The following is a 21,698-nucleotide window of genomic DNA, read 5'->3' as shown; positions in this document are numbered from 1 at the left end:
ACAAAGACGGAGATAACCATGACCCCTTCACTGCGTAAATTAGCCCTCGCCGCCGGCTGCATGCTGTTCGCCGGCCAACTGTTGGCCGCCGATGAACCCAAGCGCCCGGAATGCATCGCCCCGGCCTCGCCTGGCGGTGGGTTTGACCTGACCTGCAAACTGGCGCAAAGCGCGCTGGTCAACGAGAAACTGCTGAGCAAGCCAATGCGCGTGACCTACATGCCAGGTGGCGTGGGCGCAGTGGCCTACAACGCCGTAGTCGCCCAGCGCCCTGCCGATGCCGGTACGCTGGTGGCCTGGTCCAGCGGTTCGCTGTTGAACCTGGCCCAGGGCAAGTTCGGTCGCTTCGATGAAAGTGCCGTGCGCTGGTTGGCGGCGGTGGGCACCAGCTACGGGGCTATCGCCGTGAAAGCCGACTCGCCCTACAAGACCCTCGACGATCTGGTCAAAGCCTTGAAGAAAGATCCGGGCAGCGTCGTAATCGGTTCCGGCGGCACCGTCGGCAGCCAGGACTGGATGCAAACCGCGCTGATCGCCAAGGCGGCCGGGATCAACCCGCGTGAACTGCGTTACGTGGCACTCGAAGGCGGCGGCGAAATTGCCACGGCCCTGCTCGGTGGCCATATCCAGGTGGGCAGTACCGACATCTCCGACTCCATGCCGCACATCCTGAGCGGCGACATGCGCCTGCTGGCGGTGTTCTCCGAGCAGCGCCTGGACGAGCCGGAAATGAAAGACATTCCGACTGCCAAGGAACAAGGCTACGACATCGTCTGGCCAGTGGTGCGCGGTTTCTACCTCGGGCCAAAAGTCAGCGATGCCGACTACGCCTGGTGGAAAGACGCGTTCGACAAGCTGCTGGCCTCCGACGAGTTCGCCAAGCTGCGTGACCAGCGCGAGCTGTTCCCGTTCGCCATGACCGGCCCGGAGCTGGACACCTACGTGAAGAAACAGGTGGCTGACTACAAAGTGCTGGCCAAAGAGTTCGGCCTGATCCAGTAATTGCCCCTCTGTAGGAGCGAGCTTGCTCGCGAAAAACGCAACGACACCGCGCTTATCCAGGCAGCACGCAGCCTCGTTGACGTTCTTCGTAAGCAAGCTCGCTCCTATAGCGTCGCCATATTCCGTAGCCGCGCCCCGTTCGGGGCGCGATCCAGGAGTTCCCTATGCTCTTACAACGCATTTTCGCCGCCGTGTTGCTGCTGGCTTGTGCCGGCCTCGCGCTGATGGCCTGGCCGTATCAAGCGTCGTTTTCCTACGAGCCGGTAGGACCTCGCGCCTACCCGCTGCTGATGCTCGGGCTGATGAGCCTGGCACTGATCTACATGCTGTTCCGCCCCCAGCCGACCAAGCACACGGAAGAAGAACCCGCGCTGGACCGCGAAACCCTGATCAAGATCGGCGTGTGCGTCGCGCTGTTGATCGTGTTTGCCGGCACCTTCGAACCCCTGGGTTTCATCCTCAGCAGCATGCTGATCGGCATCCCGATGGCGCGCCTGTATGGCGGCCGCTGGTTGCCCAGTGCAGTGATCGTCGGCCTGATGGCGATTGGTCTTTACCTGCTGTTCGATAAAGCCATGGATGTGCCGCTGCCCCTCGGCCTGCTCGACGTTCTGGAGAATTGATATGGATACTTTCGGCTACTTGGGCCAGGGCTTCGGCGTTGCACTGTCCCCTTACAACCTGGTGACCGCGCTGTGCGGCACCCTGATCGGCACCGTGGTCGGCCTATTGCCAGGCCTGGGCCCGATCAACGGCGTGGCGCTGTTGATCCCCATCGCCTTCGCCCTGGGCCTGCCACCCGAATCGGCGCTGATCCTACTGGCAGCCGTGTACCTGGGCTGTGAATACGGCGGCCGTATCAGCTCGATCCTGCTGAACATCCCGGGCGAAGCGTCCACCGTGATGACCACCCTTGACGGCTACCCAATGGCCCGCAAAGGCTTGGCTGGCGTGGCGCTGTCGTTGTCGGCGTGGAGTTCGTTCATCGGCGCGTTTATCGCCACCTGCGGCATGGTGCTGTTTGCGCCGTTGCTGGCCCAATGGGCGATTGCCTTCGGTCCGGCGGAATATTTCGTACTGATGGTGTTTGCGATTGTCTGTCTCGGCGGCATGGCCGGTGACAAACCCTTGAAGACGTTCGTGGCGGCGCTGATCGGCCTGTTCCTGTCGGCGGTCGGCATCGACGCCAACAGCGGCGTGTATCGCTTTACCGGGGATAACATCCACCTGACTGACGGCATCCAATTTGTGGTGCTGGTGCTGGGCCTGTTCTCCATCAGCGAGATCCTGTTGCTGCTGGAAAAAACCCACCGTGGCCAGGAAGCGGTCAAAGCCACCGGGCGCATGATGTTTAACTTGAAGGAAGCTGGCGCGGTGTTCGTCGTCAACATCCGCTGTGGGTTGCTTGGTTTCATCATGGGCGTATTGCCAGGTGCCGGTGCGACGCTGGCGTCAGCCGTTGCCTACATGACCGAAAAACGCCTGGCCGGTGCCAGCGGTAAATTCGGTCAGGGCGACATGCGCGGCCTCGCCGCTCCGGAAACCGCCATCGGCGCGTCCGCCTGCGGTGCCCTGGTGCCAATGCTGACCCTCGGCGTACCAGGTTCGGGCACCACGGCCGTGATGATCGGCGCACTGTCGCTGTACAACATCACCCCTGGCCCGCTGCTGTTCCAACAGCAACCGGACATCGTCTGGGGCCTGATCGCCTCGTTGTTCGTCGCCAACATCATGCTGGTGATCCTCAACATCCCGATGATCCGCATCTTCACCCGCATCCTTGCCGTGCCGAACTGGGCGCTGGTACCGGTGATCGCCATCATCACGGCGATTGGCGTGTACGCGGTTCACGCCACCACCTTCGACCTGTTCCTGATGGTCGGTATCGGCATCTTCGGCTACATCCTGCGCAAGCTCGATTTCCCGCTGTCGCCGGTGCTGCTGGGCTTTATCCTCGGTGGCTTGATGGAGCAGAACCTGCGTCGTGCGCTGTCGATTTCCAACGGTGACCTGCAGATCCTCTGGTCGAGCCCGATCACCTTTGGTGTGTGGGTACTGACCGCGCTGATGCTGGCCTTCCCGCTGATCCGCATCTACCGCAAACGTGCCTTGCAGCGTCGTGCCGTGGCCGATGTCTGAGGTCACCTTTAAACATTGGTGGGGAACACCGCTGGTCGGCCTGGCCGGCGGTTACCTGGCCAGCCTCGTCGGCTGGCCTTTGCCGTACATGGTCGGCTCATTGCTGGCGATCATCCTGGTGCGCTGCCTCACGCCGTGGCAGTTGGCGGAGATTCCCGGCGGGCGCAAATGCGGCCAATGGGTGGTGGGCATCGGCATCGGCCTGCACTTCACGCCGGTGGTGATCGAACAGGTGATGAGCCACTTCGGGCTGATCTTTTTCGGCGCACTGGTCACCAGTATGTCGAGCGTGGTTGGCGTGTGGTTGATGCGCCGCAGCGGTGAAGACCGCGCCACGGCGTTTTTCTCCAGCATGCCGGGCGGTTCCGGTGAGATGGTCAACCTCGGCGCACGCAATGGCGCCGTGCTCAGCCGTGTCGCGGCGGGGCAGAGTCTGCGCGTGTTGGTGGTGGTGCTGTGTGTACCGGCGATCTTCAAGTATCTGCTGGAAGGCGGTACACCGCAGTTTCATCCGGCGCCCGTGAGCTGGCCGTGGCTGTTAGCGCTGTTTCCGATGGGCGCACTGGTCGCCTGGGGTTGGCAGCGTTTGCGTCAGCCGAACCCGTGGTTGTTCGGCCCCTTGCTGGTGAGCGCCACTGCCAGTGTGATCTGGGACCTGCATATCGGCCTGCCCGACGGCGGCAGCCAAATCGGCCAATGGTTGATCGGCAGCGGTCTGGGTTGCCACTTCAACCGGCAGTTCTTCCGTCGGGCACCGTCATTCATGGGTCGCACCCTGATCGGCACAGCCCTGACCATGGCGCTGGCGACATTGGCAGCGGTGGGCTTGAGTGCCTTGACCCACCTGGACCTGCGCTCGCTGACGTTGGGCATGATGCCGGGGGGGATTGCCGAGATGAGCCTGACCGCCGAGACGCTGCAGTTGTCCGTTCCCCTGGTGACGGCCATGCAGGTGATGCGTTTGTTGTTCGTCCTGTTCCTCGCCGAACCTCTGTTCCGGCACTGGAACCGTCAACCCTGACCCTCGGTAACGTGAGCGGCTCGCGTGCGGGCCGCTGCCGTTTGTCGGCACTGTCAATTCTCACAGCTGGTTGCTCCCCAGCTTCCGCGTTACACCTCTTCGCAACTACTCCCACTCAGTAAATGGGCCGTAGACATTGAGTTCCTCAATAACTGCAGAGGCTTCCACCATGGGTAACGACGAAGAGCTTTCCAAAAATCCAGACCAGCGTTTGATCAAGCTCTCAGAGGGGCGCTCACTGCTTACGCCTTACTCAAGCACGCGCCCCCTCAAAAAGACGCCATCGGTGCAGCGTACGTTCATCGACCGTCGTTACTTGGTGCCGCCCCCGTCCGACCTGTCGCTCAACTCGACGCAAGCCTTCAAAAAGGTTCACCTCGAAGATTTGGTACTGTACATCCCTGCAAGTACCCGGCCGGTGCAAGGCTACGATGCAGGTATCAACCTCGTCGCAATCACCACGCATGAGGAGGGACTACTGATCGGCTTGCTGCCATTTCTGGAGGCGGCAGCCCTGGATTTCGTGGAGCTGTTCTGGGGCTCTCTGACCGACCCCGTCGCCTCCACCACCATCCAACAGCATGAAGTGGATAACGCTGAGGTGATTCCCCTGTTCGTACCGTCAAGTTCGATCACCGACGGTAATACCTATCCAGTGTTCTTCAGGGTGACACGCCTCGGCCAGGCGGTAGGAGAAACAAGAAAATTCGCACTGAAGGTCGATAAGGTGAAACCCGGCGGGGACAATCCGGACGGGGACAGATTTGTAAACACGAACCTGCTCAAGCCGATCATTCCCCAAGAATTTCTCGACTTTGGCGTTACAGAAGACGACGCCCAAAACTGCATAGAGATTCGCGTCCCCTACTACCCTGCCGATACCTCACTGTCACCCCGCACTTACCGGGCGGTGCGGGATGTTGTTCGCCTGAAAATCGGCGATGCATTATTCGAACACTCAGTGTCGCAGGAGGAACAGGGTAACCATGACGACATTGTTTTCAAGCTGTGCATTGAACATTGGCGCCAGATCGGCAGCGGCCATCACGTCGCTGAGTGGAGCGTGATTGATGAATGCGGAAACTATTCCGACGGCTGGTCGGTCGCCGAATTCCTCCTGGTCTACCTGAACGATGGTTCAGAGCCATTGTTGCCCCATTGTTTCTTCAGTGAGGCTCCGGAAGACATCCTAGATCTCGACCACGTGGTTGGCGATTTCGTGAACATCGTCGTTCTAATCGCGAATAACGGCTACCAATTGGGCGACGTGATCAAGGTGACCCTCATCGGCAAGACGTTGCGTGGGCAAACGGTGAGGAAAACCTACAGCTCTGATCCACTGACATCCACCACGACGCGCCAGCTCAAAATTCCATGCCCGGTAAGCGACCTGATACCGTTGATCAAAGGTGAGGCTCGACTTAGCTATGAGCGAATTCGCTTTGGCGCGCAGAATAGAGGCTCACACCTCACGCCGGTCACTATTATCGGCACCGCCATTCCCGGCGGACTTCGCGCCCCGATTTTTCGCGAGGCTGTCGATGGAATACTGCCTGCCGATACCACCATCATCAACATCGACATCCTTAAATATGACGACCAGGACTACTTTGACCGCATCACGCTGAAGCTGTTGGGTCGCTACCCTAACGGCAAGTTTTACTACCACGAAGAATCCAAAAATGCAGGCGTAGGCAATGTGGTGTTCTCGATTATCAATGGCCCCGAGGGTGACATTGCCAAATTGGCAGGTGGCAGCCTGACTGCCTCTTATACCCGTCAGAATAGCGAGGGACCACTACCATCCCCGGACACAACAGTTAGTATCAGTGCCTCTACGGCTGTACTGCCAGAACCGCGAGTGCATGAGGCGCCACCGCCTGATTACGTGTTTGATTCGAACCAGTCCACCGGTGATGCCACCATTGAGGTCGACCCCCACAGCGACATCATCGAGGGGGATACGGTCATCCTGCATGCTGAAGGCTATGTGCCAGGTGGCAGCGCGCCGCCCCAACCCTTCTTTGTCTCAGACACTTGGAAAGACCGGCCACTGCCTTTCACGCTTAAGCGCCAGTACATCCTGCTCAATCAAAATATGAATATTTTCTACGAGCGCTCGCGTCCAGGCGTTGCACCACGCATCTCGAACACCGTGCACATGAGAGTCCTCGCTGCGCGCCATTTGCCCGCGCCTTTCGTTTATAACAGCACACCCGTGGACGACGAAAACGCGACTATCAACCCGGTCATTGCTGATAACACTGCGCAGGTGACGGTTCGCGTGCAATTTGCACCGATGTCTTCGAACGATCTCATCAAACTCGAACTGCAGGGCAACCCCGGTGCGACGCTACCGTCCATAGCACCTCAATACGGCAACCCAACTGCGGGTTTTGTCGATTTCAAATTCTCTAACAGCGTGATCGGCGACCACATTGGGAGCGTCCTGCGTCTTCAGTATCACGTCACAACCAATGGCATCACCGATGACTCAAGGGTACTGAACCTGCGCGTACTGGACTTCGATGAAGTACCCGGCGGCAATCCACTGCCGCAGCCAAGGCTCAATGGCCTGCCACCCGGCTCAAAAATAGACTTGAATGCGTTCAACACCGATTGCTGGGTGAGCCTGGCGCCCTGGACGTTAAGCCGCAAGGACCAACGGATCTGGCTCAAGCTCCATAGTGTTGGCGCAACCCCCTTGACACTGTTGAACGGCCATCTGATCGACCAGACCCAAGCCGACAACGGGATAGTGAATGAAAAGGCAATGCGCAGCTGGTTTACCGCACTGACGGATGAAAGCAAGGTGACGGTAAGTGCAGCCGTCACTTTCAATGGCGATACTAATGAACTGAACGCCAAACCCTTTCCGTCGAGCAACTACTTCATCCAAGCGCTTCGGTTCTATGATTTGACGGACTTTGAGTTATTAAGCTGGAATCAGTGGGTCAACATCGTCAGCAGTCTGGGCCTGATCAGAAACGTCAACAACAACAATTTCTGGTTTGTAAAACTCAACAATGGCAGCCCTATCACTCCCGGCGTCATTAAATCCTTTTTTATCAAAAGCGGTAAAACCTACGACTTGAGTTTCAAAATGAAGGTGGATTTGAACCCCTATCAACCCTTTGTTTACATGGAGTTCGGCACTCAGTCAGAACATTTCCTGCATAACAATCCCGGAGTATGGACCTCACACTCCCGGACCTTTGCATTGCCTGCCGGGGTTCCGTCTCAGTTCTTGCCTATACGCATCTATTTCAAGAGTGGTTTCTCAGGGGCCGAGTTTTCACTGGATGATATTTTGGTTGTGGAGCGGCCATAGACTCATTGTTCAAGACCGGTGCCGGGTGGTGACATTGCTACCCGACACCACCACTTTTGATGCAATAAAAAAGCCTCTCTACCGTCAGGAAGAGAGGCTCGCTGATTTGTTATTTTCTGGGTACACACTTTTTCAGAGTGTCATCAAAATCTTGTCCAGCCGGGCACTGCATCGGGTATTTTATCCATCGATTGATATTGACGTGGTATATACACCGATAATACCAACCGGGCGATACGCTTTTGAAATAGCCGGCGCTAGTGCAAGCTGGATCCCCCCCCGGGTACTCACTCGAAATCGTCTCGGTAGGGCCGCTGGAACAAGCGGCGAGCAGTACAGCAACACCTGCCGCCAGTAATACCTTGGGGACGGTACGCATAACTTTTTTACTTGTAAGACGCTGCATGGGAATCTCCTGATAAGGAATGCCCATCCAGTTAGCCCCCAAAAAAACAAACCGCCTACTGTCAGATTTGACAGGTTGGCGGTTTGCCCGACGAACGGAGAGTCCTGCACCGGCAACGTTTAGAACGCGTAGCGCAGCCCCACATTCACCCCCAGGGGTTGCTTGATGTTCTTGCCCACGCTCCGCTCCAGGTCCGCATGCATGCTCAGGTTCTGCGACACCGACATCGCTACACCCGCTCCCAGCTTCAAGCGTGAGCCCGACAGGTCGTTGTTGAACGAGTTATCGTTGACGAACACTTTGTTGCTCTGGTCGAACTCATGGGCGACCGCAGCTTTCAAGTAGGGCTGCAGCACGCCGCCGCTGTCGAGTTGGATGTTATTGCCGGCAGTGACGCCCAACTCACCGATCACCGAACTCGAACGGTCCCCCTTGGCTTCCAGGCCGTTGTCCAGTGTGTAACTCTGGGCCTGGGTGATCACCGCCGCCAATTGGCCGTAGGGCTCGACGAAATAGCCGTCATCCAGCGTGATGTGACGACCAAATTCGGCCGAAGCGCCCATGGCATTTTGCGTGTAGTTGCCCTTGCTCTTCTTGCCGTCGCTCATGGCCACGTTGGACTCATTGTGGAGGCGGTTGAACTTGAGCACGCCGTCGAAGTAAAAGCCGCTTTCGCTGTCCAGCCACGTTGCATAGCCGCCCACATAGTAACTGTTGATGGTGGCCTTGCTGCCCAGGTTCAGGTCCAGGTCCGATTGGCTGTGGCCGGCCATTGCACCGATCAGCCACTGCCCATCGCCGGCCTCCAGCGGTGCATCCGCACCCAGGGTGAAACCGCGCTGACTCTGGTTGTAACCCAGACCAGTCTTGTCGTTGGACACTTCATACTTGTTGCCGTAGGCGCGAGTCCACAAACCCGCGGTCTGGCCGCCGTTGAAACGCAGTTCGCCCATGCGCGTCCGCAGGTTGGTCATTTCCCCCAGCAGCACACTCGGCGCTGCGTTGAACAACGCCAGCACTGAGTTGGTGCTCGGGCTGATGACCTTGCTATCCGGGTCCAGGTACCAATCGTGATTCTGGTTATCCGCCGCCAGGTCGTAAGAATAGGTACCGCGGTCGACCCGACCACCCACCAGGCTGAAACTCGCCACACCGTCGGCGGTGTGCACCATGTGCAGGCGCTCGTTCAACGGGTCGGCCCCCGTGGCCGCGAGCAGCAACTGATGGTGACCGGCAGACGTGCCCGTTACATTCAGGAAGTCGCCGGTCAGCGAGCCGAAATCCGCCTTCATGATGAACGTACCGCCGGTGCCGGACAGGTTGGCCACGTCCAACTTATAGAAGGCTCCGGACTCGCCGAACTTGACGTTACCGCCATTCATCGACAATGCGTTGAGGGCCTGTTGGCCATCCACCATCACCCAGGTGGCGTCGCTGTTGACCGACAGTTTGTCGACATTGTCCAGGCGCCCGGTCAGTACCGAGCCATTGTTCAGACCCACGTTGGCGCTGCCGCCGCTGTTGACGATGTCGCCGTTCATGAAGGCGACATCCAGGTTCAGGTCCAGAGCGCTGTCTTTGCCCACCTGGATATTGCCGTCGAGCGCACTGTTATTCACGCGCATGTTGGCCGAGCCACCACCGCTCAGTTCCAGCATATTGCCGTTCTTGCCGCTCAAGGATGAACCATTGGTTACATCAATTTCGGCCATGATCGGGCTCAACACTGAGATTGCCGGGCCGCCAAGCCCCTCGACGCGTGAACCGTCCAGGGTCAAGTGAGGAGACTCAATGGCCGTCGAACTCTCACGTGCCATGACGACACCGGTTGTCGCCCCCGTGATTTCACTGTTCCTGGCAATGGCTGCGCCCCCCAACAGCCTTAGACCCTGCTGGCTGCTGCCGGTCACCTTGGAGTCATTCAACTCCAACAGACTATGGGAAGTAACGTTGGCGCCGTAAGTCGCACCGGTAATTTCACTCCTGCTGACTTGAGCGTGAGAGCCGATGGTGGTGCCTGGTTGGTGAGCAACGTTCAAGCCGCCACTGGTGTAGCTGGTCACACTCGCGTCGGTGATCGTGGCGTTCGATTCACTCAGTGCGACAGCTGCCTGGAATCTGTGCGTCGAGGTCACCGTAGCCGACTTAATGGTCAGTGTAGAGCCGTTGGTCGCCTGTATTTCTTGAACGATGGCATTGTCGTGGATGTTGAGGGCCGCATTATTCTGCGCGATATAGGCCAGCGCACCTGACCCGGGATAGACGTCAAGTTGGCCGGTGCCAACATTGCCGTCCACGGTGACAGCCGATAGCGCATGTTCACTCAAAAGATACAGTGGCCCGACAGCCATGAGTTTTATAGTTTTGAATAAACGCGAATAACGAAAATGATGGGGATTAATAGATTTCATGCTTTGTAGCCTCAGAAGTAAATACCAGTTCGAACCCGGAACCCGTATCGAATAGGTCTCCGTTTTCCACGGCGCTGAGACTAAAGAGCTGAATCCCCCGAACACGTAGGACTTTTCTTAATATCCCCTGCTTAACGGCTATAGGTTGTTGCAGTAAAAGGCCCCACCGCCTCACAAAGGCGAGTGGGGCCAAGGCAATCAGAGTGTCCCGCTACGGCGTGTTGCGCCTGGCACACAGGTAGGAGGTGTGCCAGAAGCAACCAGGTCCCAAAGCGCCCTGACTTCCATGGAATTCCCACGATCCCCTGTGGACGGCCGGAAGAGTGTCCAACGCACACCGACATAGCCCCGACCTGAGGTACCCGTATAGTCCCTGAACCAGGCGCTCAAATCCAAAGGCACGATCAAGCCCAGGTTTACATGGCTACTGTCGATATCGAAATCAGCACTTATCACCGGGGACCCGATAGGTGCGCCGAGAGGCGTTCCAGCGGGGACATAGGCGTATCGGTAGGCCTCGATCTTGACCTTATCCCCCACTTGGAGTATCGCCGGGTCCAGGACTTTGATTGGAACACCCAGCCATGGACTCCGTGAACAATTGATGAAGTAACCGGCATGTGGGTGAGATGGCAAGACTGCTGCGTTGTTGAAACTAGGATCGGCCAACCCCGCCAGATTGAAAATTTCAACCACCACATTTTGAGTCGGGGTGTGTTTGTAGTTGATCGCATCGCGGATCTTGCAATAAATCGGGAGGGCAGAGCTATTGCCAAACGATTCGATGAGCGTCCAGTCAACGGTAAAAGGCACCTGAAAACCCGCTGGCTCCGAGCCTGTGGCGGCATAGGTGGACGCGACATCTCCGTTGGGGCCATAGATCAGGTCGATGAAGTCGCCCGTTGTCAATCCCGCAGGCAACGCTAGAGTAGCCGTTGCATCAAAGCCACGATCCTTTTCAGAGATACGGTTGTCTGGACGCGGCAGAGGCCCGCCGCCCAACAGTACGGGCATGGCGAGCGTCGGATCCACAGGACCTGGGCCGGGGTTTTGGCTGTCACCTGGCTCACGCAGGTCGACATCCACTTGAACGACGACTGACGGGAAGGTGGGGCTGTCAGCGCGATCCACAAAAAGCTGAATATCAGCAGTGTAAAAACTACCACCCGTCGCAATGGCAGCATAACGGGCGGGAATATCAATCGGCCCACTGATCGAGCCGATGGATTGGTTGTAGATCTCTACCGTTCCCCACGTCACTCTCAGGAAATACGTGGGCAAGTGGCCTGTAATGCTTTCCAGCCGTACTGTTGCACCATTGCGGGCTTCTTCTTTGTCGACCAGCGGCGCCTCCAAAACTCTGATAGCGCCGAACACCGGCGGATTGTTGAGCCTTACGCGCACATAGGCCGGATCAGAGAGGTTCGTCTGGTTTCCTGAACGATCAATTAGCCGGTAGGTATTCTCGATTGTACCGGCTCTTTCCAGGATCACTGCAGTGGGGATGATCGCCGTAATGGCGCCAGTCAAGGGGACGTCACCTTCAATGTGCGTCGTGGAGGTGCCCACATGAATACTGTACTTGTCCCCGCCCCGCCGCTCTGCAGGCTCGGGAATGGTGCATTCCAGACCCAGCTTACCCTCTAGGTATGTGGGGGTGAGTTCCGCGCCATAGTTTTCAAATTCAAGCGGGGCAGGCTGTTTATTACCATTAGGATCCCGTGCATCCACATACACTCGCCTGACGTTGTAGTTGATGACGTTTTCGCTTGCGTTAACCACAACGACTCTGATGTCCTTGAGCCCATTTTCTTTAAGCGCATCTCGAGGCCCCAAGTTGATAACCACAGGATCAGGTAGATTGACGCTGGTTTCAAAGCTCGTGATGAATTCAGGCCGGTCATTAACCAATACGGTGAGCGGCTCGAACGCATTGAAAAGCCCGCGCTCCCAAGGCCGTATTTGCAGCACCAAACCCGTCTGTTGCAGCGCCCGCGGCACTACATCACGGTGCGTATCACCCACGATAGCCTGTAACAGACCCTCGATAATTGGCGGCGGCGAAAAAGAAGGGTTCTCGATGGGGTCCTCCCAGTCCTCCAAAGGCCCTAGCTCTTGAACGCTGCTTTTGTTGATGGGTTTCTGTGTATTACTGGACATAACTCTAACTCCTGATAAGGATAGGTATCTGTCCGGGTATACAAGGCATGCTTGACCACACACCCGGCTGTCATTACTCAAGGAAACAACTGACGTTCAACTGGTATGGCTTCACAAACCTGATGATGTCTCGTTCATTGAATAGACTTTGAGAAGGTTGCATAACTGTCAAATCTGACAGTTATGCAACGTTTTAATCATCCGAAAGACAAGGCGGCTGGCCAGCCAGGCGAGTCAACTTGATGTACACCAACTTGCGACCGGAATAGCCCATGCCTGCGCCAAAGGGCCTGATGACCTGGTAGCGTGCGACAGCCGAGCCATGGCGAGGCTCAGTCTGGCCCGGCGCAGGCTCTACCAGACCGGGTGCCTTGATGTACGGAACGAACGGCACCTGAAAGGTATATCCGTCACGGTGTTCATTCCCGGTCAGCGTATGCTTGAAGGTCTGGATGGTTTCAGGGATGACCGCACCGGAAAAGCCGGCGGGATGCGCATAACTGGCCCAGTGTAATTTCAGCTCATCGCCTGGGGCCAACCGGCTCTCATCCCCAGGAATCTTGACGCCCACGCCGTTAACCCACGGCCGCAAAGAGCAACTGATAAACCCGGAATCCGGGCCTGTGTCGTAGGTCACCCCGACATACTCGAGGTCTTTCAACCCCACAATCGGGATGATGTTGATTAATACCGGCGTATCCCGTGCTCGCTGCCTGTTAACGCCGTTGAAGGTCCAATAAAAGAACGGAACCAGCCCGCCCGCCAGAATCTCGATGAAGGCCCAGTCGACAAACCATTCGACTTCCTTCCCGGCCGTGTCCCCCAGTTTCACTTCATACGTCGCAATCGGTCCTGGATGGGTGCCCGCCATCAACTCCAGCAATTCACCTGGTTTCGGATTGTTGTATAGAGGGGCCACCACACGTACGCGCAGCCCTTCATCATTCACGCTCAACTGGTTGTCACCATCTTTACCTTTGACGGTCACCACCGGCAGCAAGTGGTTGGTCGGTTTCGGATTGTCAGGGCTCACATCCCCTGCCACGGTCAGGTTAACCGGAACAAACCGGGTGGCCGAAGGCCTCGCGGGCGCAGTCCCCCGCTGCCAGTTGTATTCTGCTCGGATCACCCCTGGTGTGTACTCATAACCGCCACTGGCCAACACTGAATACGGAATGCGGACGGTGATAGGCCACGCCTGAATCTCGGTAATCTGGATAGAAGCCAGGGGTATACGGTCCCAGAAAGGATGCAAAAAATCCCCCGGCGCGGCGCCGTATACTTCGAGGATTTGCATGTACACGCCATCCGGTTTTTGGCGGGCGTCATCGAGGTTTATCAGGCCGTCCGCCAATTGAGGTATCTGAACAGGACGCAGCTCGACGGGCGTCGGCGTCAAACTGATCAATAGAGGGGAAGTAAGGGAAGGGCCAGACTCGCGGCCCGAGCGGTCGCGCAGATAATAGAGGCCGTTGTACTCGGCATTTTTCAACCCGCGCAGATAGTCGCCGGGAAAATGTAATTCAACAGGTCGAGTCCCGTTTTTGTGCTCTTGTGTGATCTCTGTCGTGGCAACAATGTCCAGACGGCGGCTACGTTTGCGCGCAGGTTTGTGGAAGGGCAATAGGGTCAGATAACCCTCGACAACGTCACCTAAACGGGCGTCCAACCACAGAGGAGCGATAGTGCCGATCACCTGATTTCCATTGGCTGGATCATCCAGGTATGCGTCGGTGACGCCTTCGGCATCGATCTGCGCAGAAAACCGCAACCGCGGTCCGCGCTGCCCCTGATTCGGGCCGACCCTGTCGCTGTCCAACAGGGTTATGAATGAGGCAACGCCAGGGTTGCCGCTGCTTTCTCTCAAGACCACTTCGTATTTCAGACGATGCAGCCCGCCGACATCCATAAGATACGAAGGCACCACGGCATCGACATCAGGCAGGTCGGATTCGTCATAGGGCGCCTCCAGCTTTTTGGTCTCAAACAGAGCGTCATCCCAATACCACTTGAATACCGTTATATCGCCCGGATCGAGACTATCACTGCCGGGCGGAAGTTCAGGCACCTCAACGCGCAGTCCCGTGCTTTGAAACGACACAGGTATTTTCCGGCCGTCATCGTCAGGCATCAAATCCAGTGAGTCAGGCGCCAACGGTGCGTGCAACTCCAGAATGCCGGCGTTTGTCACTCCAATGGGTTCAGGTTTTGGCATGTCTACTCTCCTCGGCAAGCCTCAGTGAGGGTTATTGGCCATCGGTTACAGAGACCAGAGAGAGGAGTTAATGCGATTGAAGCCGAAACGGATACTGTCAGAACTAACAGGTACGGCCGGGCCGAAAGTGCTTGGTTTGCGTGAAACGCACGACCAAAGCACCGTCAAACAATGACTTGCGGGAGCGGGGGAAACTTGCCCCCGCACAACCATCAGACAGGCGGCAACCGCCACTCGATCGGCGTCTCGCCATTCTGCTCAAGAAACTTGTTGGTGCGACTGAAATGCCCGCAACCCAAAAACCCGCGATACGCCGACAGTGGCGACGGGTGCACCGAGGTCAGCACCAGGTGCTTGGTGGCATCGATCAGCTTCTGCTTGCCTTGGGCATGAGCGCCCCAGAGCAAAAACACCAGGTGCGGCTGATGTTCGCTGACCACCTCGATAATCCGATCGGTAAAGAACTGCCAGCCCTTGCCCGCATGGGCGTTGGCGTTGGCGCGCTCGACGGTCATGGTGGTGTTGAGCATCAGCACGCCCTGGTCGGCCCAGCTTTGCAGGTAGCCGTGATTGGGGATGTCGATGTTCAGGTCGCGCTTGAGCTCTTTATAGATATTGACCAGTGACGGCGGCGCCGGCACACCCGGTTGCACCGAGAAGCACAGGCCGTGGGCCTGGCCGGGGCCGTGGTACGGGTCCTGGCCGAGGATCACGACTTTGACCTTATCCAACGGCGTGGAATTGAGCGCGTTGAAAATCAGCGGGCCGGGCGGGTAGATCTCTTTGCCGGCGGCATGTTCCTGGCGCAGGAACTCGCGCAGTTGGGCCATGTACGGCTGCTCGAACTGATCCCGCAGGGCGTGTTTCCAGCTGGGTTCGAGTTTGATACGGTCGTCTTCGGTCATGGTTGAATGGTCTTGTCAAAAAGAATGAGGCGAACCCTAGGAAAGCCGACCCCGCTTGTCAATTGATCTGACACACCACCGACACTTTCCTACGAAGCGATCATACTCATCCTTCAACGTATCGATTGAGGTCACGATGAACCTGCACTTCGAAGAACTGACCGGCAGCGACGGTGCCCGCATCGGTATCGCCAGCCTCGATGCTGAAACGTCCCTCAATGCGCTCTCCTTGCCGATGATCCTCGCCCTGGGCGAACGCCTGGACACCTGGGCCAAGGATCCGAACATTGTCTGCGTGCTGCTGCGTGGCAACGGCCCCAAGGCATTTTGCGCCGGAGGTGAAGTGCGCAGCCTGGTTCAGGCTTGCAGGGAACAGCCAGGCGCTGTCCCGCCCCTGGCTGCGCAGTTCTTTGCGGCGGAATACCGCCTTGATTATCGCCTGCACACCTACCCGAAACCGCTGATTTGCTGGGGCCACGGCTACGTACTGGGGGGTGGGATGGGCCTGCTGCAAAGTGCGGCGGTGCGCATCGTCACGCCGAGCAGTCGGTTGGCCATGCCAGAGATCAGCATCGGGCTGTACCCGGACGTCGGCGCCAGTTGGTTCCTGTCGCGGCTGCCAGGCAAGCTCGGGTTGTTCCTGGGCCTCACGGGCGCCCATATCAACGGCCGCGACGCTTTGGACCTGGGACTGGCCGACCGCTTCTTGCGCGACGACCAGCAAGACGAACTGCTCGACGGCCTGCTACAACTGAACTGGCAGGAGCAAACCTCAATGCAGCTCAACAGCCTCCTCAAGGCGTTGGCCCAGGAAGCTGTCGAGCAACAACCGCAGGCACAATGGCTGCCACGCCGGGCACAGATCGACGAATGGCTGGACGTAGGCGATGTGCGCTGTGCCTGGCGGGCCTTGAGCCAACTGCGCGAACACGCTGACCCGCTGTTCAGCCGGGCCGGCAAGACGCTCAGCGAAGGCTGCCCGTTGACCGCGCACCTGGTGTGGGAACAGATCCAGCGCGGCCGGCATTTGTCCCTGGCCCAAGTGTTCCAGATGGAATACACCATAAGCCTCAATTGCTGCCGTCACCCGGAATTCAGCGAAGGCGTGCGTGCGCGGTTGATCGACAAGGACCAGACGCCCCATTGGCACTGGCCGGATATCAACGCGATTCCGGATGCGGTGGTGCAGGCGCATTTCAATAAGGCCTGGGAAGGTCGCCACCCCCTGGCCGACCTGTCCGATTACTAGCAGTTGCCCATAAAAAAGCGGCGCTTCGTGCGCCGCTTGCAATGCAGACGTGTCAACGGTGACCGCCGCGACCACCTCCATGGTCGGAACCGCGGCCGTGCCCGCCATTCCCCCAACGGTTACCGCCGCCCCAGCCTTGGTTCGGGTAAGGCCGGTAACCGGCGCGCGGTCCGTAATAACGCGGGGCCGGCTGGTAATAACGCGGCGCTGAGTAGTAGCGCGGTTGTGGCGCGTAATAGCGCGGTGCAGGGTAGTAGTCACGCCGATACGGGTACGCCGTACCACCACCGTAGTAATACACCGGCGCCGGTGATGTGTAGACCTCGGACCGATAGTAGCTCTGGCCTCCATCGTAATAAGGCACACAAGCGGAAAGGGTCAGACCGAGTAAAGCGCTGAGCAGCAGTCGTCGATACATGGCGGCCTCCTGGACCGCGGAAGAGCGCCTCCAGCGACGCGGGAGGGCGGCATTCAGCTTTCACTGAATGACGAGACATCTGACATCAAAAACGGAATCTGGTGCGTTTTCGCAACAGCTTGATACATCTGCGCCAGCTTTATCGGTTCAGTAAATTTGTCTGGCTCGCAACTTTCTCAATTGCGATGATGTCACTATGACATCGCACAAAGCCAGGGAGGCTCTAGCGTGCGCCCTTCGCTACCCTGTTCGGACCTGACCCATGAAGATTTCAACCAAACTGCTGCTCTCGTTTCTACTGTGTGCGCTGGTCACCCTAGCGGTAGGCCTGCTGGGAATCAAAGGGGTGGTTCGCCTCTCCACGGCATTGGAACTGACGTTTTCCAACAACCTGGTTTCGGTGAGCAACACGGCCGCCACCCTCAACGGCCTGGTGGCCCACAACCGCGGCCTGTACCGCTTGATGGATGCCAGCAAGGGTGACGTCTCCCCGCAGGATCGCGACCGCGTGCGCCAGGATATAGCCCAGGAACTCAAGCGCAGTCAGGCGTCCTACGCCACCTACCGCGCAACCCCGCTGGAAGATGACGAACGGGCGGCGGGCGACAAACTCGACCAGATCTGGCCCACCTACATCAGCAGTTCCGAACGCATCATGGCACTGCTCGATGGCGGCCAAGTCGACCAGGCCCGTGCCCAGCTCAACACCAGCAACAATGAACTGTTCCGCCAGGCGCGTGAGCTGATCCGCGTGATGATCGAGTCCAATAACCGCCAGATCAAGGAAGGCGCGGTCGCCGCCGATGAGCTGCGCAACAGCGCGTTGACGTGGATGATCAGCGGCATTGTGCTGGCCTTCCTCATTGCGATCATCATCGGTGTGTTGATCACCCGCCTGATCACCCGTCCCATCGCTCAAGCCGTACAGAGCGCACAACGCATTGCCCAGGGCGACCTGACCCAGGCCATCATCACCGAGCGCACCGACGAAGCCGGGCAACTGCTGATGGCGTTGTCGGACATGCAAGGCGGCCTGAAAAGCACCCTCGTGGAAATCGCCAACGCGTCCGACCAACTTGCATCGGCGGCTGAGGAACTGAGTGCGGTCACTGATGAAAGCAGCCGCGGCCTGACCCGCCAGAACGATGAAATCCAACAAGCAGCCACCGCCGTCAACCAGATGACCGCCGCCGTGGACGAAGTGGCCAGCAACGCCGTCTCCACCTCCGAAGCCTCGCGCCAGGCCACCACCGAGGCCGAAGATGGCCGCCAGCAAGTGGAGCAGGCAGTGTCCGGCATGAGTTCGATGGTGGTCGAGATCAACGACTCCACACAATCGGTTGCAGACCTCGCCGGCCAAGTGCGAGAAATCGGCAAGGTCATCGATGTGATCCGCGGCATCGCCGACCAGACCAACCTGCTGGCCCTCAACGCGGCCATTGAAGCCGCCCGCGCGGGTGAGCAAGGACGTGGTTTCGCGGTGGTCGCCGATGAAGTGCGGGCGCTGGCCCACCGCACCCAGATATCCACGGTCGATATCGAAAAGATGATTGGTGATGTGCAGACCGGCGCCGACGATGCAGTCGCGGCAATGAACAAGAGCCTGACGTGGGCCAACAACACCCAGACCCTGGCGCAGAACGCCGGCGAAGCGCTGCAACGAATCACCGCCAGTGTAGCGAAGATCAATGAGCGTAACCTGGTGATCGCCTCGGCCTCGGAGGAGCAGGCCCAGGTGGCCCGCGAAGTGGACCGCAACTTGCTGAACATCCAGGACTTGTCCACTCAGACGGCGGCCGGCGCCCATCAGACCAACGCGTCCAGCCAGGACCTGTCGCGCCTGGCCACTTCGTTCAACGTACTGGTCAGCAAGTTCCAGCTCTAAGTAGCCTGGGCAGGGGCGGCCCTGTATCGTACAAGGCATACCGGGATTCTCCGGAACCTTGCCCGATCCAGCCTGAACCTGCCCATGACCACGCCAACCCTTTGCCCCGCCTGCGGCGCCCGCAACGACTGCTCCCTGGCTGACCCACGTACGGTCGACCAGGCGTGCTGGTGCTACAGCGTCACCATCGACCCGGCAGTCCTCCAGGCCTTGCCCGACGAATTGCGCAACAAGGCTTGCCTGTGCCCGCGTTGCGCCCAGGTCGATGAACAACTGCGTGGCGTTGAGCCGACGTAATGCGGGTCGATCGTTTCCTCAGTAACCTGCCGCGTTTCAATCGCAAGCAAGTGCGCCTGTTGCTGGTTGAGCAGCGGGTGTCGGTCGATGGCGTGGCGGTCAGCGATCCCCATCATGAGGTGCGCGCATTCAGCCGCGTATGCGTTGACGATGAGGTGCTGCAGGCGGGCAAACCGGCACGCTATTTCATGCTGCACAAGCCCCAGGGTTGCGTGAGCGCCACGGCGGATCCGCAACACCCGACGGTGCTGGATTTACTCGATGAGCCGGACAAAGATGAATTGCACATTGCCGGTCGCCTGGACTTCAACACCACCGGTCTGATGCTGATCACCAACGACGGCCAATGGTCGCGTCGCCTGACGCAGCCGCAGACCAAACTGCCCAAGGTCTACCTTGTGGAGACCGAGCAGGACATCGGGTCGGACTACGCCGCAACGTTTGCCCGCGGCCTGTATTTCGCCTTCGAAGACCTGACTACCCAACCCGCCGAACTGGTGTTGCTGGGACCGAGAACTGCGCGGCTGAGCATCATCGAAGGGCGCTATCACCAGGTGAAGCGCATGTTCGGGCACTTTGATAACAAGGTCGTCGGCCTGCATCGCGAGCGCATGGGGCCCTTGGTGCTGGATGCCGCCCTTGCACCGGGTGAGTATCGAGCACTTACCGACGACGAAATCCGAATGGTCTGATGACCGTTCAGCCGGTGATGGCAAAAAACCGCTTCACCGCCTTGCGAGGTGCCCGCTCTGCTGCTTGAATCAGGATCACCAGTTCAAATATGACTGGCGAGTCGCCTATAACCTCCAAGAAACACCTTGCCCCGCCCGCGCTTGATCCACGGGCTTTCCCGGCAAACAGCCCGCCCTAACAACACCCGTCGGCCAGCCGTCATTGGATCGACATGGGCCTCCTTTTCCAGGCGTATGCCTACCTGTCACAAAGCTCGTGCAGAGTGATCTGCGCGCCCTACCCGCTTGCCAGGAGTCTTACGACATGAGGCCAGAAATCGCTGTGTTGGATATACAGGGTCAGTATCGGGTTTACACGGAGTTCTATCGCGCGGACGCTGCTGAAAAGACCATCATCCTGGTCAACGGCTCCATGGCCACCACGGCATCCTTCGCCCAAACCGTGAAAAGCCTGTACCCGCAATTCAATGTGGTTTTGTACGACCAGCCCTATGCTGGCCGCTCCAAAACCCACAACCGTCATGAGCAGATGCTGACCAAGGAAATCGAAGGCCAGATCTTGCTTGAGCTCATCGACCACTTCGCCGCCGAACACGTACTGTCCTTTTCCTGGGGCGGTGCCGCTGCCCTGGTCGCCCTTGCCCACCGCCCTCGTCGCGTGGAAAAGGCGGTGATCAGCTCATTCTCCCCGGTGATCAACGCACCGATGCGCGACTACCTGGAACGCGGCGTCGACTACCTCGGCAACCTCGACCGCGACCGCGTCGGCCATTTGGTCAACAGCACCATCGGCAAACACCTGCCGTCATTGTTCAAGCGTTTCAACTACCGGCACGTGAGCAGTCTGGCCGAACATGAATATGGGCAGATGCACTTTCACATCAGCCATGTGCTGAACAGTGATCGCCTGTGCTACCTCAAGGCGGCCAGGCAGATCGACATTCCGGTGTTGTTTCTGAATGGTGAATGGGACGAATACACCAGCGCCCAGGACGCCAAGCTGTTTGGCCAGCACGTGGCGAACAGCCGCTTCAGCACCATTCAGGCGACGGGGCATTTCCTGGATATGGAGCACAAGGCGGCGTGCCGAGATAGTCGGGACGCAGTCGTGGGCTTCTTGAAACCGGAGCGGCAGGTCAGCCGGTTGCGCTATCAACAGGGCCAGACACAGCATGCCTTCGCACTCTGAAATACGCTCCCTTGCAGGAGCGAACTTGCTCGCGAAGAACGTCAAGGATAACGCTCGCTTCCTGGAGGAACGCGGCGCGCTTGAGTCTTTCGCGAGCAAGCTCGCTCCTACACTGGGTCAGTTCGTCCAGTGTGACACCTGTAACCCACACATTTTTGAAGAAAAACTTCAAATCCCGGCGAACATCTGGTACAAAGTCAGCCGCTCTGAGCGGGTATAGTTTAATGGTAGAACAGTAGCTTCCCAAGCTTCCGACGAGGGTTCGATTCCCTCTACCCGCTCCACTCAAATTCGCGTTCCGCGTCAGGTTGTTTTTGACGGGGGATGCCTAAAGAAACCGGTCCTTTGAGACCGGTTTTTTTGTGGCTGCGATTTACG

The 21,698-nt window shown here is 58.3% G+C and carries 16 protein-coding genes and 1 tRNA gene; 12 read left to right on the top strand and 5 right to left on the bottom strand.

All coding sequences use genetic code 11. The features are described from left to right. Positions 1–18: 18 nt before the first annotated feature. The 5 genes from PF1751_RS07030 to PF1751_RS07010 all read left to right on the top strand — a co-directional run bounded on the left by PF1751_RS07030 (position 19) and on the right by PF1751_RS07010 (position 7,493). Positions 19–1,002: a Bug family tripartite tricarboxylate transporter substrate binding protein gene (locus PF1751_RS07030; protein ID WP_010212225.1), complete on the top strand. Its 984-nt coding sequence runs from the start codon at positions 19–21 to the stop codon at positions 1,000–1,002. A 164-nt stretch (positions 1,003–1,166) separates the two neighbouring features. Further along, positions 1,167–1,625, top strand: coding sequence for a tripartite tricarboxylate transporter TctB family protein (locus tag PF1751_RS07025; RefSeq protein ID WP_010212226.1), 459 nt, complete (start codon positions 1,167–1,169; stop codon positions 1,623–1,625). A gap of 1 nt (position 1,626) precedes the next feature. Continuing rightward, entirely contained in the window at positions 1,627–3,141 is a 1,515-nt protein-coding gene (locus PF1751_RS07020) for a tripartite tricarboxylate transporter permease (RefSeq protein ID WP_010212228.1), read from the top strand. Further along, complete coding sequence (locus PF1751_RS07015; protein ID WP_010212230.1) at positions 3,134–4,162, top strand: AbrB family transcriptional regulator; 1,029 nt, start codon at positions 3,134–3,136, stop codon at positions 4,160–4,162. Before PF1751_RS07020 ends, PF1751_RS07015 begins: the two co-directional genes overlap by 8 nt. Positions 4,163–4,331: 169 nt before the next feature. Continuing rightward, positions 4,332–7,493: a hypothetical protein gene (locus PF1751_RS07010; protein WP_044286762.1), complete on the top strand. Its 3,162-nt coding sequence runs from the start codon at positions 4,332–4,334 to the stop codon at positions 7,491–7,493. A gap of 525 nt (positions 7,494–8,018) precedes the next feature. On the opposite strand, the gene PF1751_RS07005 is transcribed toward PF1751_RS07010, so the two are convergent. The 4 genes from PF1751_RS07005 to ung all read right to left on the bottom strand — a co-directional run bounded on the left by PF1751_RS07005 (position 8,019) and on the right by ung (position 15,590). Beyond that, positions 8,019–10,310 (bottom strand): autotransporter outer membrane beta-barrel domain-containing protein, encoded by a 2,292-nt coding sequence (locus PF1751_RS07005; RefSeq protein WP_044286761.1) that lies wholly within the window; start codon positions 10,308–10,310, stop codon positions 8,019–8,021. A 198-nt stretch (positions 10,311–10,508) separates the two neighbouring features. Further along, complete coding sequence (locus tag PF1751_RS07000) at positions 10,509–12,470, bottom strand: hypothetical protein (protein ID WP_044286760.1); 1,962 nt, start codon at positions 12,468–12,470, stop codon at positions 10,509–10,511. A 193-nt stretch (positions 12,471–12,663) separates the two neighbouring features. After that, the gene (locus PF1751_RS06995) at positions 12,664–14,685 is read right to left on the bottom strand and encodes a hypothetical protein (protein ID WP_044286759.1); all 2,022 of its coding nucleotides are present in this window, start codon (positions 14,683–14,685) and stop codon (positions 12,664–12,666) included. Positions 14,686–14,897: 212 nt separating this feature from the next. Then, on the bottom strand, positions 14,898–15,590 hold the full coding sequence (ung, locus tag PF1751_RS06990) for a uracil-DNA glycosylase (RefSeq protein ID WP_010212240.1): 693 nt from the start codon (positions 15,588–15,590) through the stop codon (positions 14,898–14,900). Positions 15,591–15,726: 136 nt separating this feature from the next. Between ung and PF1751_RS06985 the strand changes: the two genes are divergently transcribed. After that, positions 15,727–16,839 (top strand): enoyl-CoA hydratase/isomerase family protein, encoded by a 1,113-nt coding sequence (locus tag PF1751_RS06985; RefSeq protein ID WP_044286758.1) that lies wholly within the window; start codon positions 15,727–15,729, stop codon positions 16,837–16,839. Positions 16,840–16,891: 52 nt separating this feature from the next. Here the strand turns inward: PF1751_RS06985 and PF1751_RS06980 are convergent, their stop codons facing one another. Further along, complete coding sequence (locus PF1751_RS06980; RefSeq protein ID WP_010212242.1) at positions 16,892–17,257, bottom strand: hypothetical protein; 366 nt, start codon at positions 17,255–17,257, stop codon at positions 16,892–16,894. Between the two features lie 262 nt (positions 17,258–17,519). Between PF1751_RS06980 and PF1751_RS06975 the strand changes: the two genes are divergently transcribed. From PF1751_RS06975 to PF1751_RS06955, 6 genes are all read left to right on the top strand, one after another. Further along, positions 17,520–19,142, top strand: coding sequence for a methyl-accepting chemotaxis protein (locus PF1751_RS06975; protein WP_010212243.1), 1,623 nt, complete (start codon positions 17,520–17,522; stop codon positions 19,140–19,142). 84 nt (positions 19,143–19,226) lie between these two features. Further along, entirely contained in the window at positions 19,227–19,439 is a 213-nt protein-coding gene (locus PF1751_RS06970; protein ID WP_010212244.1) for a cysteine-rich CWC family protein, read from the top strand. Then, positions 19,439–20,131 (top strand): pseudouridine synthase, encoded by a 693-nt coding sequence (locus tag PF1751_RS06965; RefSeq protein ID WP_010212245.1) that lies wholly within the window; start codon positions 19,439–19,441, stop codon positions 20,129–20,131. The genes PF1751_RS06970 and PF1751_RS06965 overlap by 1 nt, the downstream gene beginning before the upstream one ends. Positions 20,132–20,435: 304 nt before the next feature. Further along, positions 20,436–21,320, top strand: a complete 885-nt coding sequence (locus PF1751_RS06960) for an alpha/beta fold hydrolase (protein ID WP_044286757.1) — start codon at positions 20,436–20,438, stop codon at positions 21,318–21,320. A 25-nt stretch (positions 21,321–21,345) separates the two neighbouring features. Continuing rightward, positions 21,346–21,540 (top strand): hypothetical protein, encoded by a 195-nt coding sequence (locus PF1751_RS28210; protein WP_080923184.1) that lies wholly within the window; start codon positions 21,346–21,348, stop codon positions 21,538–21,540. Further along, positions 21,531–21,604 (top strand) — tRNA-Gly (locus PF1751_RS06955). Before PF1751_RS28210 ends, PF1751_RS06955 begins: the two co-directional genes overlap by 10 nt. Positions 21,605–21,698: the final 94 nt, after the last annotated feature.

It is taken from the genome of Pseudomonas simiae (assembly GCF_000934565.1).
Taxonomy (GTDB): domain Bacteria; phylum Pseudomonadota; class Gammaproteobacteria; order Pseudomonadales; family Pseudomonadaceae; genus Aquipseudomonas; species Aquipseudomonas simiae.
The sequence above is the reverse complement of the archived record's forward strand: the minus strand, read 5'-3'. Positions and strand labels throughout refer to the sequence as shown.